A 14,440-nucleotide genomic window follows, 5' to 3' on the forward strand; every position below is an offset into this window, starting at 1 on the left:
TCGCCGGCCGGCGGCGCGGGCGCGGGCAAGGCGCTCTACGATTCGGTGTGCGTGGCCTGCCACGCGGCCGGCGTGCTGGGCGCGCCGAAGTTCGGCAACAAGGACGACTGGGCGCCGCGCCTGAAAGACCCGATGGATACCGTCTACAACTACGCGCTGCACGGCAAGGGCGCGATGCCGCCGAAGGGCGGCTCGAACGCGCCCGACGCCGACGTCAAGGCGGCCGTCGATTACATGGTCGGCGCCGCGAAATAAGCGGAACCGAAGCAGCGCGGCAACGCCGCAACGAAAATGGCCCGTGTCCGCGATCCGCGGCACGGGCCATCGTCATGGCGGCGCGCAGCCGGCGCTTACTTCTGCAGCAGCGCCTTCAGGCTCGCCAGCCGATCCTTCGGCGTCATCGGCGCTTCCTCGGGGGTGGGCGGCGGCGCTTCGTCCAGCCCCATTTCGGCGATGAAGCGCGACTGCTCGCACACCACCGTTTCGCGCGCCCGCTTGCGCTTCTTGCACCAGTTCAGATGCAGGCTGCGCTGCGCGCGCGTGATCGCCACGTACATGAGCCGGCGCTCTTCCTCGATGCGCTCGTCGTCGATGGCGTCGTCCTCGGAGCTGCCGCGGTGCGGCATCACGCCTTCCTCGACGCCCACCAGGAACACGTGCGGATATTCGAGCCCCTTCGACGCGTGCACGGTGGACAGCCGCACCGCGTCGGGATCGTCTTCCTTGCCTTCGAGCATCGACATCAGCGCGACGGTCTGGATCAGGCCGAGCAGGTTCTTGCCGGTGTCGGCGAGCCCGTCCGCGTTGTGGAAGCCCTCGGACTCGCCGTCGACGGCCTCGGTTTCGGGCTTGGTGCCCTTGCGCTTGAGCCATTCGAGGAATTCGAGCACGTTCTGCCACTTCGACTGCGCCTGGCGCTCGTCGAACGCGTCGTACAGATAGGCCTCGTAGTGGATCGCCTCCATCATGTCGTCGAGCACGGTGGTGGCCGGATCGGTGTCGGCGCGTTCGGTCAGGCGCTGGATGAAGTCGCAGAACATCCGCAGCGGTTCGACCTGCCGCGCCGACAGCCGCGCCTCGATGCCGCCCATGTACACGGCCTCGAACAGCGACACCTTGGCCTGCCCCGCGAACGAGCCGAGCGCTTCCAGCGTGGTGTTGCCGATGCCGCGGCGCGGCGTGGTGACGGCGCGGATGAACGCGGGATCGTCGTCGGCGTTGGCGATCAGGCGCAGGTAGGCGCACAGATCCTTGATCTCGGCCTTGTCGAAGAACGACTGGCCGCCCGACAGCACGTACGGAATCCGCTCGCGGCGCAGCACCTGCTCGAAGATCCGCGCCTGGAAGTTGCCGCGGTACAGGATCGCGTAATCGCGGAACTGCGTGCGCCGCTCGAACTTGTGCGCGGACAGCCGGAACACGACCGATTCCGCCTCGTGCTCCTCGTCGTTGCACGGCGTGACGGTGATCGTGTCGCCCATGCCGTGCTCGGACCACAGCTTCTTCTCGAACAGCTTCGGGTTGTTGGCGATCACGTTGTTCGCGGCGGTCAGGATCCGCACCGTCGAACGGTAGTTCTGCTCGAGCTTCACGAGGTGCAGCTTCGGGAAATCCTTGCCGAGCTGGGCCAGGTTCTCGAGCGTCGCGCCGCGCCAGCCGTAGATCGCCTGGTCGTCGTCGCCCACCGCCGTGAACGCGGCGCGCGGGCCGGCCAGCAGCTTGAGCAGCGTGTACTGGCAGGCGTTGGTGTCCTGGTATTCGTCGATCAGCAGGTAGCGCAGCTTGTTCTGCCAGCGCTCGCGCACCTGCTCGTTGCGCTCGAACAGCTCGGCCGGCAGCCGGATCAGGTCGTCGAAATCGACGGCCTGATAGGCGTGCAGCGTCGCCACGTAGTTGCGGTAGACGAGCGCGGCCTGCTGCTCGTCCTCGTTCGCGGCGATCGCGAGCGCTTCCTCGGGCGTGACGAGGCCGTTCTTCCACAACGAGATGATGTTCTGGATCTTGCGGATCAGGCCCTTGTCGGTGGTGCCGAGCTGCTCCTGCACCATGCCGAAGCAGTCGTCCGAATCCATGATCGAGAACTGCGGCTTGAGGCCCACGTGCTCGGCTTCCTGCCGCAGGATCTGCACGCCCAGCGAGTGGAACGTGCACACCGTGAGCTGGTTCACCGGCACCTTGCGGCCTTCCTTGCCGGGCGTGGTCAGCGTCTTGCCCTCGAGCAGCTTGCCGACGCGCTCGCGCATTTCGGCGGCGGCCTTGTTGGTGAACGTGACGGCCGCGATGTGACGCGGCTCGAACCCCTTGTTCTCGATCAGATGGGCGATCTTCTGGGTGATCACCCGCGTCTTGCCGCTGCCGGCGCCGGCGAGCACGAGACAGGGGCCGTCGAGATAGCGCACCGCTTCGCTTTGAGCGGCATTGAGACCTGCGGACATGGTGACTGACGGGCTGGAAATGCGGATGGCGGCGCCGCCGCCGCGCCTTCGAACAGGGCGCGGTGCGCGCCGCCGGAGGCGGCGCGGATCGGAATACGACGGACGCGGGAGGCCGCATGTTAACACGCCGCCCGCGCGCCGATCGTGACGCCGAAATAGGGCCGAAATGGGGCCGGACACGACACCGGGCAGCCGGCCGTCCGGCGTGCGGCCATGTTCGCGCCCCGCTTCGCCGTGCCACAATAGCCGCTCGTTTGAACTCGCTCGCTGACAGGATTCGCTTATGGCTTCTTTGCTGAAAGTTGGTCTGATGGGTTTCGGTTTCGCCGGGGAGACGTTCCACGCGCCCGTGATCGCGCACAGCGGCCGCACCGCGGTCACGGCGATCGCCACCGGGCAGCCCGAGAAGGCGCGCGCCGCCTATCCGCAGGCGGCCGTGGTCGCCGATTTCGACGCGCTGCTGGCGCACGGCGAGGTGGAATGCGTGGTGATCGCCACGCCGAACGACACCCACTTCGATCTGGCCCGCCGCACGCTCGAAGCGGGCAAGCACGTGGTGGTCGACAAGCCGGTCACGCTCACCTCGGCCGAAGCGCGCACGCTGGCGCGGCTCGCCGCCGATCGCGCCCTGGTGTTCGCGCCGTTCCACAACCGCCGCTGGGACGGCGATTTCCTCACCGTTCGTCAGCTCGTCGCGAGCGGCGAACTGGGCCGCATCACCTGGTTCGAATCGCACTTCGACCGCTTCCGCCCGCAGATCCGCCAGCGCTGGCGCGAGGATGCGACGCGCGGCGGCGGCCTGCTGTTCGACCTCGGCCCGCACCTGATCGACCAGGCGCTCGCGCTGTTCGGCGCGCCCGACACGGTCAGCGCAACGGTGCGCGCGCGCCGCGACGGCTCGGAGGCCGCCGATCTGATCCATCTGGTGCTCGGCTATCCGGACAGGGAAGTGGCGCTGCACGCGAGCGCGCTCTCGGCGATCGAGCCGGCGCGCTTCACCGTGCTCGGCACGCGCGGCGGCTATCAGAAGTTCGGGCTGGACACGCAGGAGGATCAGCTCAAGGCCGGCCTGACGCCCGACGATGTCGAATTCGGCGGCGGCAATCCCCCCGGCGTGCTGCATCTGCTCGACGGCGACGTCGAAACGGAGCGCCCGGTGCCCACGCTCGACGGCCAGTACGCCGAGTTCTATCGCGCGCTGGCGGCGTCGATCCACGATCGCGCGCCGTTCCCGGTGGCGGCGCAGGACGCCGTGGACGTGATGGCGATCATCGAACTGGCCGCGCGCAGCGAACGCGAAGGCCGCCGCCTGCCGTTCGTGCGCGAGCCGTTCTGACCCCGCCGCAAACGCCGAGGTCGCGGCCGTGCAGGCCCACGGGTACAAACCGTTACAAAAGTCTCGGGAACCCGAACTGACTTAGGAATAGTCTCAATCGTGCTTCAAACGGCCGGCCCCGCGAGGGCCGGCTTCGTTTTCGGCACGCCGCATCCGCATTTGCCTCACCGATCCGCCACAAGGAGAACGATTCATGCAACGGTTGATCCGTACGGCCCTCGGCGCCGCCCTCGTCGCCTCGCTGGCCGCGTGCGTCGTCACGCCGCCGCCGAAGCGATGGACGCCGCGTCCGCGCCCCGCTCAACCGGCTCCCGTCCAACCGACGCTGCCGCCTCCGCCGCAACCGGCGCCGCCGCCGATCGGCGTCGAGCGCATGAACGGCATCGTCGACCGCATCGACGCGCTCGGCAACCGCATCGACCTGCGCGTGACGGGCGGCGCCTATCCGCCCCCGCAAGGCCGTGCGCTGCATCGCCGGCTCGACGTGATCCGCCAGGAAGCGAACGACATGAGCGCCCAGCACGGCGGCGGCCTGACCGCCGACGAGCAGCGCGTGCTGAACCAGGAACTCGATACGGCCGCACGCGCGATCGGCGTGTAAGCGGCAGCGGGCGGGCGACGCGCCCGCGCCGCCCTGCCTGTTCCCTTTCCGTTTTCTCCCGCAAGCCGCCCCGGCGCGGCCTTGCGCGACATCCCCTGCCGCTTACCCCGCTTTATCCCCCGCCCGTCCACCGGTTATCCCAAGGCTTGTCCACCGCCATCGGGCACTTGTCCGCCGGTTATCCCACAGTTCTCCCGCCCCTTTTCCACGCGGTTATCCACCGGCTTATCCCGCGATTCACCCGCGCTTGTCCACCGGCTGTCCACCGCTTATCCCAAGCAAATCCCGGGCTTGTCCACGCAGTCATCCACACGCTTGCCCACAGCCCGGCAGGCAGTTACCCCCTGCCGCTCCACACCTTGTCCACCGGTTTATCCCCAGCCTCGCCACGCATCCGTGCGACATCCGCCTGTCGCCAGGCGACATGAATTTGCGCAAATTGACAAGCCGTTTTGCCTCGCGTACATTCGCCGCACGCGTCGGGAGAGCGTGCAGCGAGCCTGTCATATCGGGCTCGCCGCACCGCCGAAGGGGCACACCCGCAAACTCTCAGGCAAAAGGACCGACCGCGTCGAAACAACGTGCGCCGCCACTGCGGCGCATCGCGTTTCGTACTCTGGAGAGCGGCAGTAGCCCGTGCGAACGCACCGGCAGGCTGCCCACCGAAGGGGCGCGCGCAGGCCGGTCACGGCGGCGCAATCTCTCAGGTATCGAGGACAGAGGGGCTTGGCAAGGATTCACAGGCGTCGTACCGCCCGCGAATCCCGCGAATTGCCAGATCGTAGTCACGCTCGCGCACCCGCGCGGACGGAACCCCGAGGCCCCGATGACCGCACTCAAACACACCCCGCTCCACGCCGCGCATTGCGCGCTGAACGCCCGCATGGTCGATTTCGGCGGCTGGGACATGCCCGTGAACTACGGCTCCCAGCTCGACGAGCACCGCGCCGTGCGCACCGACGCGGGCATGTTCGACGTGTCGCACATGTGCGTCGTCGATTTCCGCGGCGAGCGCGTGCGCGCGTTCTTCGAGCACGCGATCGCCAACCACGTCGGCAAGCTGCAAACCCCGGGCAAGGCGCTCTATTCGTGCCTGCTGAACCCGGAAGGCGGCGTGATCGACGACCTGATCGTCTACTACTTCACCGAAAACTTCTTCCGCGTGGTGGTCAACGCCGGCACGGCCGAGAAGGATCTCGCCTGGTTCGCGAAACTGAACGCCGAAGGCGGCTTCGGCCTCGAGATCGCGCCGCGCCGCGAGCTGGCGATCGTCGCCGTGCAGGGCCCGAACGCGCGCGCCAAGGCCTGGGACACGATCCCGTCGGCCCGCGCCGCCACCAGCGAACTGAAGCCGTTCAACGCCGCGCAGGTGGCCGGCACGCCGTTCGGCGATCTGACCGTCGCGCGCACCGGCTACACGGGCGAGGACGGCTTCGAGATCATCGTCCCGGCCAGCCACGTCGATGCGCTGTGGAACGCGCTGATCGCCCAGGGCGTGCGCCCGGCCGGCCTCGGCGCGCGCGACACGCTGCGCCTCGAAGCCGGCATGAACCTCTACGGCCAGGACATGGACGACACCGTCTCGCCGCTCGACGCGGGCCTGGCCTGGACGGTCGATCTCGCCGCGCCGCGCGATTTCGTCGGCCGCGCCGCGCTCGAGGCGAACGGCCAGCGCGCCGCCTTCGTCGGCCTGATCCTGCTGAAGGAGAACGGCAAGGCCGGCGGCGTGCTGCGCGCCCATCAGAAAGTCGTCACCGCGCACGGCGAAGGCGAGATCACGAGCGGCACCTTCTCGCCGTCCATGCAGGAATCGATCGCGTTCGCGCGCGTGCCGGCCGGCGTATCGGCAGGCGATGCGGTGCAGGTGCAAATCCGGGACAAAAACCTTCCCGCGCGCGTGGTAAAACTCCCGTTCGTGCGCAACGGCAAGGTGCTGGCCGTCTGACGGCCCCCTCCCGCGCGCACGGCGAACTTCAACGCACACCACAATCAGGAGCATCCGATGAGCAACGTCCCGGCCGATCTGAAATACACCGACGAACACGAATGGATCCGCACCGAGGCTGACGGCACGCTGACGGTCGGCATCACCGACCACGCGCAGAGCACGCTCGGCGACATCGTCTTCCTCGAATTGCCGCAAGTCGGCAAGCAGTTCAAGGAAGGCGACGCCGTCGGCGTCGTCGAATCGGTCAAGGCCGCCTCCGACATCTACTCGCCGGTGTCGGGCGAGATCGTCGAGGTCAACGCCGACGTGGTCGACACGCCGGAATCGGTCAACGAAGACGCCTACGACGCCTGGCTCTTCAAGATCAAGCTCGCCCCCGGCGCGAGCACCGACAAGCTGATCGACGCAGCCGCGTACACCAAGCTGATCGACTAAGCGTTTTACGACCCGCGCGGCGCGCCCGGCTCCGGCGCGCGCCGCAACCCGCAGGAATGCCATGAAGCTCGACCACCCGGATCATCTGATGAACCGCACGCCCCTCTCGCTCGCCGCGCTCGAAACGCACGATGCGTTCGCCGAACGCCACATCGGCCCCGACGCCGCCAGCCAGCAGGCCATGCTCGACACGCTCGGCTTCGCATCGCGCGCGGCGTTGATGGAGGCGGTGATTCCCGCCGCGATCCGCCGCGACGAGACGCTGCCGCTCGGGCCGTTCACGCAGCCGAAAAGCGAGGCGGAAGCGCTCGCGGCGCTGCGCGAGCTCGCGGATCAGAACCAGGTGTTCCGGACCTTCATCGGCCAGGGCTACTACAACGCGCATACGCCGGCCGTGATCCTGCGTAACGTGCTCGAAAATCCGGCCTGGTACACGGCCTACACGCCGTACCAGCCCGAAATCTCGCAAGGCCGCCTGGAAGCGCTGCTGAACTTCCAGCAAATGGTGACCGACCTCACCGGCCTCGCCATCTCGAACGCCTCGCTGCTCGACGAAGCCACCGCCGCCGCCGAGGCGATGACGCTGCTGCAACGCACCGGCAAGCCGCAATCGAACCGCTTCTTCGTGGCCGACGACGTGCTGCCGCAAACGCTCGAAGTGATCCGCACGCGCGCCGTGCCGGTCGGCATCGAGATCGTCACCGGCCCGGCCGCGCAGGCCGCCGAAGCCGGCGCGTTCGGCGTGCTGCTGCAATACCCGGGCGTCGACGGCGACGTGCGCGACTACCGCGCGCTGACCGAGGCCGTGCACGCGGCCGGCGGCCACGTGGTGGCGGCGGCCGACCTGCTCGCGCTGACGGTGCTGACGCCGCCGGGCGAATGGGGCGCGGACGTGGCAGTCGGCAACACGCAACGCTTCGGCGTGCCGGTCGGCTTCGGCGGCCCGCACGCCGCGTACCTCGCGGTGCGCGACGAATTCAAGCGCCAGATGCCGGGCCGCCTCGTCGGCGTGAGCGTCGACGCGCAAGGCAAGCCCGCGCTGCGCCTCGCGCTGCAAACGCGCGAACAGCACATCCGCCGCGAGAAGGCCACCTCCAACGTGTGCACGGCGCAGGCGCTGCTCGCCATCATGGCCAGCTCGTACGCCGTCTATCACGGCCCGCGCGGCCTGAAGACGATCGCGCTGCGCGTGAACCGCATCGCCGGCCTGCTGGCCGCGGGCCTCAAGCAGCTCGGCTTCGCGCCCGTCAATGAAACGTTCTTCGACACGCTCACCGTCGAAGCCGGCGCCCAGGCCGCGGCGCTGCACGACGCGGCGCGCGCCAGGCGCATCAACCTGCGCCGCGCCGGCGAGACGCGCGTCGGCGTGTCGATCGACGAAACCACCACGCGCAACGATCTGGCCGACCTGCTGGCCGTGTTCGCCACGGTGGCGGGCGCCGTCGCGCCGTCGGTCGAGGAGCTCGACGCCGCGCTGCCGGGCGCGCCGGTGCTGCCGGCCGACCTCGAACGCACCAGCGCCTACCTGACGCACCCGGTGTTCAACCGCCATCATTCGGAAACGGAAATGCTGCGCTACCTGCGCAGCCTGTCGGACAAGGATCTCGCGCTCGACCGCTCGATGATCCCGCTCGGCTCGTGCACGATGAAGCTGAACGCCACATCCGAAATGCTGCCGGTCACCTGGCCCGAATTCGGCCAGATCCACCCGTTCGCGCCGGAAGATCAAACCGTCGGCTACCGCACGATGATCGCCCAGCTCGAACAGATGCTGGTGGCGGCCACCGGCTACGCGGCCGTGTCGCTGCAGCCGAACGCCGGCTCGCAGGGCGAATACGCCGGCCTGCTGATCATCGACGCCTATCACGCCGCGCGCGGCGAAGGCCATCGCGACGTCTGCCTGATTCCGGCGTCGGCGCACGGCACCAACCCGGCCTCGGCGCACATGGCCGGCATGAAGGTGGTGGTGGTGGCCTGCGACGAGCAGGGCAACGTCGACATCGCCGACCTGAAGGCCAAGGCCGAGCAGCATTCGGCCAACCTGGCCGCGATCATGATCACCTACCCGTCCACCCACGGCGTGTTCGAGCAGAACGTGCGCGAGATCTGCGAGATCGTGCACGCGCACGGCGGCCAGGTGTACGTGGACGGCGCCAACATGAACGCGATGGTCGGCCTGACCGCGCCGGGCCAGTTCGGCGGCGACGTCTCGCACCTGAACCTGCACAAGACGTTCTGCATCCCGCACGGCGGCGGCGGCCCGGGCGTCGGCCCGGTGGCGGTGGGCGCGCACCTCGCGAAGTTCCTGCCGAACCAGCGCTCGACCGGCTACACACGCGACGCCGACGGCATCGGCGCCGTGTCGGCCGCGCCGTACGGCTCGGCCTCGATCCTGCCGATCTCGTGGATGTACATCGCGATGATGGGCGCGCGCAACCTGACGGCCGCCACCGAAGTGGCGATCCTCAACGCCAACTACATCGCGCGCCGCCTCGCGCCGCATTACCCGGTGCTGTATTCGGGCCCCGGCGGCCTGGTCGCGCACGAGTGCATTCTCGACTTGCGCCCGATCAAGGAATCGAGCGGCATCACGGTGGACGACGTGGCCAAGCGCCTGATGGATTACGGCTTCCACGCGCCGACCATGAGCTTCCCGGTGCCGGGCACGCTGATGGTCGAGCCGACCGAATCGGAATCGCAGGAGGAACTCGACCGCTTCATCGACGCGATGGTCGCGATCCGCGAGGAAATCCGCGCCGTCGAGGCAGGCCGCGCCGATCGCGAGGACAACCCGCTGCGCCACGCGCCGCACACGGCCGCGGTGGTCACCGCGAACGAATGGCACCACGCCTACTCGCGCGAGCAGGCCGCGTTCCCGGTGGCGTCGCTGGCCGCCGGCAGCAAGTACTGGCCGCCGGTCGGCCGCGCCGACAACGTCTACGGCGACCGGAACCTGTTCTGCGCCTGCGTGCCGATGTCCGACTACGCCTGAGCGAACGCCTGACGTTCCTTTCGCCGTCCGCCATGCACCGCGCCGCCGCGCCTGCCTCCGCCTTCGGGCCGGCAGGCGCGGCGGCGCGCGGTCGCGTTCGTTACCAAGTCCGGCTACCATCACACACCGCCATCCAGCCAAACGAGGAGTTCCGCATGGTGCGCAAGGTGTTTCCGGACAACACGGCCGTTCATCGCGTGGGGGCCGCCGCGCGGCCTCGCTGGCGGGCGTTCGCACCGGCCGTCGCGGCCTGCGTCGCGTTCGCCGCGTCGGCCGGCGCGTCGCCCGCCCGGGCGGCCATGAATTTCTGCGCCGCGCCCGCGCTGCAGAGCAACGAATCGACGTCCGCCGAGCCGGGCATCCAGGCGCTGATCCGCAGCGTCGACGCGCACCTGAACGATGCGCCGAAAGCCATGCAGCACCTGCACACCGAAGGGCTGCTGCCCCATGAGGGCATCCGCGATCAAAGCCAGGCCGCGCTCGACGACATGGAACGCATGCGCGACGCGGCGCTGGCCTGGCGCGTCACCAACAAGCCGGCCTATCTCGCGTTCGTGAGCCGTTTCCTGCTCGCGTGGGCCACCACCTACGAGCCGGATTTCAATCCGATCGACGAAACCCGCTTCGAGAGCCTGATCGTCGCGTACGACATGACGGCGAGCACGCTGCCGGTGAAGACGCGCAACGCCGCGTCGGCCTTCATCGCCAAGCTCGGTGCCGGCTACGTCGCGCAGATCGAGGCGCAGCCGCGCCCGCTCACCGGTGTATGGCGCAACAACTGGCAGAGCCACCGGATCAAGCTGATCGCGCTGGCCGCGTTCACGCTCGGCGACCGCAAGATGATGAACGCCGCGCAGCGCCTGTTCGTCGAGCATCTGGCCGACAACATCAAGCCCGACGGCACCACCATCGATTTCGAGGAGCGCGACGCGCTCCATTACACCGTCTACGACCTGCAGCCGCTCGTCACGGCCGCGCTGGCCGCACGCCGCTTCAACCGCAACTGGCTCGGCGAGCGCGGCGCGAACGGCGCGACGCTGCAGGCCGCGCTCGACTGGCTCGTGCCGTACGCACGCGGCGAGAAAACCCACGAAGAATTCGTGAACTCCACGGTGCCGTTCGACGCCAAACGCCGCGAGGCCGGCCTGCCCGGCTACTCGGGGCCGTGGGCGCCGAAGAACGCCGCCGAACTGTTCCACCTCGCGGCCCGTCTCGACGGCCGCTACAACAGCGTCGCGCAATTGCTGTCGCCGCAGCCGCCCGCGTGGCTGGCCGCGTGCCTGCCATTGCCGGCACGTTAACCCACCCGCATTACAGGAATTCCCCATGGCAGTCAGCGTGTTCGATCTCTTCAAAATCGGGATAGGCCCGTCCAGCTCGCATACGGTCGGACCGATGCGCGCCGCGCTGATGTTCGTCCAGGGGCTGGAGCGCGACGCGCTGCTCGAACGCACGGCCGCCGTGCGCGTCGATCTGTACGGCTCGCTCGGCGCGACCGGCAAGGGCCACGGCACCGACCGCGGCGTGATGCTCGGCCTGATGGGCGATGCGCCCGACACGGTCGATCCCGACACCATCGACGCGCGGCTGGCCGCCGTGCGCGACACGAAATCGCTGTCGCTGCTGGGCCGCCACCCGGTGCCGTTCTCGATCAAGGAGCAGATCGGCTTCTATCGCCAGGCGCTGCCCGAGCATCCGAACGCGATGACGCTGCGCGCGCGCGACGCGGCCGGCGAAACGCTGCGCGAAACCACCTACCTGTCGGTTGGCGGCGGCTTCGTGGTGACGGCCGGCGCGCCGAACACCAAGGTGCTGAACGCGGCCGAGCAGATGCCCTATCCGTTCAGCAGCGGCGCCGAGTTGCTGGCGCTGACCGCCTCCACCGGCAAGTCGATCGCGCAACTGATGTGGGACAACGAGCGCGCCTGGAACGACGAGGCCACCACGCGCGCCGGCCTGCTGAAGATCTGGGACGTGATGCAGTCGTGCGTGTCGCGCGGCTGCGGGATCGGCAACCCCGACGCCGAAGGCACGCTGCCCGGCCCGTTCCAGGTCAAGCGCCGCGCGCCGCAGCTCTATCGCACGCTGAGCGGCAACCCCGAGCAGGCGCTGCGCGATCCGCTGTCGATGGTCGACTGGATCAACCTCTACGCGATCGCCGTCAATGAGGAAAACGCCGCCGGCGGGCGCGTGGTCACGGCGCCCACCAACGGCGCGGCCGGCATCATCCCGGCGGTGCTGCACTATTACGCGCGCTTCGTGCCGGGCGCGAACGAGCAGGGCATCATCGACTTCCTGATGACGGCCGCCGCGATCGGCATCCTCTACAAGCTCAACGCGTCGATCTCGGGTGCGGAAGTGGGCTGCCAGGGCGAAGTGGGCGTGGCCTGCTCGATGGCGGCCGGCGCGCTGGCCGCCGTGCTGGGCGGCACGCCGCGCCAGGTCGAGAACGCGGCCGAGATCGGCATGGAGCACAACCTCGGCCTGACCTGCGACCCGGTCGGCGGGATGGTGCAGATTCCGTGCATCGAGCGCAACGCGATGGCGTCGGTGAAGGCCGTCAACGCGGCCCGCATGGCGCTGCGCGGCGACGGCAGCCATTACGTGTCGCTCGATTCGGTCATCAAGACGATGCGCGAAACCGGCGCCGACATGAAGACCAAGTACAAGGAAACCTCGCGCGGCGGGCTGGCGGTCAATATCGTCGAGTGCTGATCCTGCCGTGACCGCAGGCGCGGCGCACCGCCGCCGCGCCTGCGCTTCCATCCCGCCCGCGTTGTTCCCATCCGGCGTAAGCTATCCCCCTCGCCACCGAGAGGGAGCCCGCAGCCCATGCCGTCCACCCCGGATTCCGCCGCCCCCGCCAGCGTCAACGGCGCGCGACTGCTCGTCGACGCCCTGCTGGCCAACCATGTCGAGCGCGTGTTCTGCGTGCCCGGCGAAAGCTTCCTCGCCGTGCTCGACGCGCTCGGCGACGAAACCGCCCGCATCGACACGATCGTCTGCCGCCACGAGGCCGCCGCCGCGAACATGGCGGAGGCCACCGGCAAGCTGACGGGCCGGCCCGGCATCGCGTTCGTCACGCGCGGGCCGGGCGCGGCGCATGCGTCGATCGGCGTGCACACCGCGTTCCAGGATTCGACGCCGATGATCCTGTTCGTCGGCCAATGCGCGCGCGAGCACCTCGATCGCGAGGCGTTCCAGGAAATCGACTACCGCCGCATGTTCGGCGAGATGGCGAAGTGGGTCGCGCAGATCGACGACGCGCGCCGTATCCCCGAATATCTGAGCCAGGCGTTCCATGTCGCCACCGCGGGCCGACCCGGCCCGGTGGTGCTGGCGCTGCCCGAGGATCTGCTGTCCGATCCGTGCGCGCCGCAGCCGGTGCTGCCGGCCGCGAAGCGGATCGCGGCCGCGCCGTCCGATGCGCAAATGGATGAACTGCGCGAGCGGCTCGCGCGCGCCGAACGGCCGCTCGCGATCGTCGGCGGCAGCGGCTGGACGCGCGACGCCTGCGCCGACCTGCGCCGCTTCGCCGAAGCCTGGCAACTGCCGGTGGCCTGCGCGTTCCGCTATCAGGACACGTTCGACAACGCGCATCCGCTCTACGCGGGCGATGTCGGGCTCGGCATCAACCCGGCGCTCGGCAGGCGGATCCGCGAGGCGGACCTGCTGCTCGCGATCGGCCCGCGGCTCGGCGAGGCCACCACCGGCGGCTACACGCTGCTCGACATTCCCAAGACGCGGCAGACGCTGATCCACGTGCATCAGGGCGCGGAGGAACTGGGCCGGGTGTACGCGGCGGATCTGCCGATCGTGTCGGGCATGCCCGAAATCGCGGCGCGGCTGGCCGCGCTCGCGTCGCCCGAGGTGACGGCCTGGGCCGGCAGCGCCACCGAGGCGCACGCGGCCTACGACGCGTGGCGCGCGCCGCTGCCGATGCCGGGCGACGTGCAACTGGGCGAGATCATGCAGCAGTTGCGCGAGCGCCTGCCGCACGACGCGATCGTCAGCAACGGCGCGGGCAACTACGCGACCTGGCTGCATCGCCATTACCCGTATCGCGCGTTCCGCTCGCAACTGGCGCCGACCAACGGCGCGATGGGCTACGGCGTGCCGGCCGCGCTCGCCGCGAAGGCGCTGTATCCGCAACGGATCGCCGTGGCGCTGGCCGGCGACGGCTGCTTCATGATGGCCGGCCACGAACTCGCCACGGCGATGCAGTACGGGCTGAACATCGTGGTGATCGTGGTCAACAACCAGCACTTCGGCACGATCCGCATGCATCAGGAGCGCCATTACCCGGGGCGCGTGCACGGCACCGGCCTGACCAACCCCGATTTCGCCGCCTATGCGCGGGCGTTCGGCGCGCACGGCGAGACGGTGCTGGCCACGGCGGAATTCGCGCCGGCGCTCGAACGCGCGCTGGCCGCCAATCTGCCCGCGCTGATCGAGATCCGCGTGCCGCAGGAAGCGAGCACGCCGTCGGCGACGCTCGCGCAGGTGCGCGAACAGGGCCGCAAGCTGCGCGGCGAGCCGAGCCAATGAACATCGGGGCGACGATGCGGCACGGGAATCGCGGCACGCACGCGGCCTTGCAAGCGGGCGGCAAGCTGCCCGCGACGCGCGTCAACGAGAATCGAAGCCACGATGCAGCGCACGGATAGCCCCCCGCAAGGCGGCCTCGACGCGC

General features: G+C 69.3%; 10 protein-coding genes and 2 riboswitches. Of the genes, 9 read left to right on the top strand and 1 reads right to left on the bottom strand.

All coding sequences use genetic code 11. The features are described from left to right. Window positions 1–255, top strand: a 255-nt coding sequence (locus tag G3N92_RS21270; RefSeq protein WP_206129556.1) for a c-type cytochrome, incomplete at its 5' end; no start/stop codon positions are given. Between the two features lie 95 nt (window positions 256–350). On the opposite strand, the gene G3N92_RS21275 is transcribed toward G3N92_RS21270, so the two are convergent. Beyond that, window positions 351–2,435: a UvrD-helicase domain-containing protein gene (locus G3N92_RS21275; RefSeq protein ID WP_206129557.1), complete on the bottom strand. Its 2,085-nt coding sequence runs from the start codon at window positions 2,433–2,435 to the stop codon at window positions 351–353. Window positions 2,436–2,718: 283 nt separating this feature from the next. Here G3N92_RS21275 and G3N92_RS21280 point away from each other — a divergent pair, with 283 nt between their 5' ends. The 8 genes from G3N92_RS21280 to G3N92_RS21315 all read left to right on the top strand — a co-directional run bounded on the left by G3N92_RS21280 (window position 2,719) and on the right by G3N92_RS21315 (window position 14,295). Beyond that, window positions 2,719–3,771, top strand: coding sequence for an oxidoreductase (locus G3N92_RS21280; protein ID WP_206129558.1), 1,053 nt, complete (start codon window positions 2,719–2,721; stop codon window positions 3,769–3,771). 193 nt (window positions 3,772–3,964) lie between these two features. Continuing rightward, window positions 3,965–4,372 (top strand): hypothetical protein, encoded by a 408-nt coding sequence (locus tag G3N92_RS21285; RefSeq protein ID WP_206129559.1) that lies wholly within the window; start codon window positions 3,965–3,967, stop codon window positions 4,370–4,372. Window positions 4,373–4,842: 470 nt separating this feature from the next. Next, a riboswitch (glycine riboswitch) is annotated at window positions 4,843–4,948 on the top strand. 30 nt (window positions 4,949–4,978) lie between these two features. Then, window positions 4,979–5,102: riboswitch (glycine riboswitch) on the top strand. Window positions 5,103–5,198: 96 nt separating this feature from the next. Further along, window positions 5,199–6,317, top strand: coding sequence for a glycine cleavage system aminomethyltransferase GcvT (gcvT, locus tag G3N92_RS21290; protein ID WP_206129560.1), 1,119 nt, complete (start codon window positions 5,199–5,201; stop codon window positions 6,315–6,317). A 57-nt stretch (window positions 6,318–6,374) separates the two neighbouring features. Further along, a complete protein-coding gene (gene gcvH, locus G3N92_RS21295; RefSeq protein WP_206129561.1) occupies window positions 6,375–6,755 on the top strand; it encodes a glycine cleavage system protein GcvH in 381 nt (126 codons plus the stop codon). A 61-nt stretch (window positions 6,756–6,816) separates the two neighbouring features. Beyond that, a complete protein-coding gene (gene gcvP, locus G3N92_RS21300) occupies window positions 6,817–9,747 on the top strand; it encodes an aminomethyl-transferring glycine dehydrogenase (protein WP_206129562.1) in 2,931 nt (976 codons plus the stop codon). Window positions 9,748–9,902: 155 nt separating this feature from the next. Continuing rightward, window positions 9,903–11,048: an alginate lyase family protein gene (locus tag G3N92_RS21305; protein ID WP_206129563.1), complete on the top strand. Its 1,146-nt coding sequence runs from the start codon at window positions 9,903–9,905 to the stop codon at window positions 11,046–11,048. A gap of 25 nt (window positions 11,049–11,073) precedes the next feature. Then, window positions 11,074–12,462, top strand: coding sequence for an L-serine ammonia-lyase (locus G3N92_RS21310; RefSeq protein WP_206129564.1), 1,389 nt, complete (start codon window positions 11,074–11,076; stop codon window positions 12,460–12,462). Between the two features lie 117 nt (window positions 12,463–12,579). After that, the gene (locus G3N92_RS21315; RefSeq protein WP_206129565.1) at window positions 12,580–14,295 is read left to right on the top strand and encodes a thiamine pyrophosphate-binding protein; all 1,716 of its coding nucleotides are present in this window, start codon (window positions 12,580–12,582) and stop codon (window positions 14,293–14,295) included. Window positions 14,296–14,440: the final 145 nt, after the last annotated feature.

It is taken from the genome of Burkholderia sp. Ac-20379 (assembly GCF_017104645.1).
Classification (GTDB): domain Bacteria; phylum Pseudomonadota; class Gammaproteobacteria; order Burkholderiales; family Burkholderiaceae; genus Burkholderia.